This window comes from Salmonella sp. SAL04213 (assembly GCF_046550535.1).
Classification (GTDB): domain Bacteria; phylum Pseudomonadota; class Gammaproteobacteria; order Enterobacterales; family Enterobacteriaceae; genus Salmonella; species Salmonella enterica.
On the sequence record NZ_JBGDXS010000020.1, the window covers coordinates 1 to 1,810 of the forward strand.

The window sequence follows — 1,810 nt, forward strand, 5'->3', positions numbered from 1 at the left end:
CATCAGCGACGGCACGCTGGTCGCCAGCAACGTTGAGGCGCTGGGGACTGGCGACGTCACCAACAACGCCACGCTGGAACTGAACACCGGCGGTGACTTTACCAACAACATCAGCGGCAGCGGGCAAGTGGTGAAATCCGGCGACGACACGCTCACGCTTTCCGGTGCCAATTCTTACACCGGCGGCACCACCATCAGCGGCGGCACGCTGGTCGCCACCAACGTTGAGGCGCTGGGCAGCGGCGACGTTACCAACAACGCCGTGCTGGAACTGAACACCGGCGGTACATTCGACAACGCCATCAGCGGCAGCGGGCAGGTGGTGAAATCCGGCGATAAGACGCTCACGCTCTCCGGTGCCAATTCTTATACCGGCGGCACCACCATTAACGACGGCACGCTGGTCGCCAACGATGTAAACGCGCTGGGCACCGGTGACGTCACCGATAACGCCGTGCTGGAACTGAACACCGGCGGTGATTTTGACAACGCCATCAGCGGCAGCGGCCAGGTGGTGAAATCCGGCGACGAGACGCTCACGCTTTCCGGTGCCAATTCTTACACCGGCGGCACTCTTATCAGCGGCGGCACGCTAGTCGCCACTAGCGTTGAGGCGCTGGGAAGTGGCGACGTCACCGACAACGCCGTGCTGGAACTGAACACAGGCGGCACGTTCGACAATGCCATCAGCGGCAGCGGCCAGGTGGTAAAATCCGGCGATAAGACGCTCACGCTTTCCGGCGCCAATTCTTACACCGGCGGCACCACCATCAGCGGCGGTACGCTGGTCGCCAGTAACGTCAACGCGCTGGGCAGCGGCGATATCGACAATTACGCCAGCCTGCAACTGAACGCCAGCGGCCAGTTCGTTACGGCAAATCTCACCACTCACGATAACGCCACTACCGCAATCGGCGCAGGCAGCGCATTGCGGGCAAATACGCTAACGCAGGAGGCGAACAGCACCCTGGCCGTACACCTGACCGACAGCAACAGCGGCGCCATTGTCACCGCCGACCACGCCAACCTGGGCGGTACGCTGGATATTACCGGCATCGGCAACGTGGCGAAATCCTGGACCCGCGACGCGTACGCCTACACGCTGATTGACACGGACAGCGCCATCAATAGCGATTTTGCGCAATTCACCGTAGCCGGTATGGACGCCAAACAGGTGGATTTTCTCACCGTCGATGGGCGCGTGAACGCCGCCGACGACACCCGCTATGACGTAACCGCCTCGTTGTCCTGGTATGCCGACAGCGACAACGCCGCCACCGACGCCCACGGTACCTTCACCCTGAGCGAGCAAGGTCACAGCTTCACGCTGAACACCGCGCTGACGGACGTTGACGCCACGCTCAATCCCGACAGCGCCACCTACTGGGACGGCAAATCGCTCATCAAACGGGGCGCTGGCACGCTGATCCTGGGGGCGCAAAACACCTACAGCGGCGACACCGACGTGCAGGAGGGCGTGCTATGGCTGGCCGAAACGGCGACCATCGGCTCTGCGGGGAGCGCGCAGGCGGTTAATATCGCCGCGAACGCCGCCTTTGGCGGCCACAACGCCACGGTGAACGGCCATGTTAACAATCTGGGCAACCTGTACTTTGTCGATACGTTCACCGTCAACGGCGATGTCGTCAACAGCAGCGCGATGATAAGCGGCAGCGACCAGCCCAACAATACGCTGACGATCGCGGGAAACTATACCGGCAACGACGGTCATCTCGGTAATGACTCCAACTTATTGATAGTGTTTTATGTTCAGATAATGCCCGATGACTTTGTCATGCAGCTCCACCGA

Annotated in this window: 1 protein-coding gene and 1 pseudogene; one reads left to right on the forward strand and one right to left on the reverse strand. The window is 61.2% G+C overall.

Annotated features, from left to right (window positions below; genetic code table 11):
- A pseudogene (locus ACLJPQ_RS22400) lies at positions 1–1,750 on the forward strand (autotransporter-associated beta strand repeat-containing protein); the annotation flags it as partial.
- Here the strand turns inward: ACLJPQ_RS22400 and ACLJPQ_RS22405 are convergent.
- On the reverse strand, positions 1,751–1,807 hold the full coding sequence (locus ACLJPQ_RS22405) for an IS1 family transposase (protein ID WP_003032489.1): 57 nt from the start codon (positions 1,805–1,807) through the stop codon (positions 1,751–1,753).
- Positions 1,808–1,810: the final 3 nt, after the last annotated feature.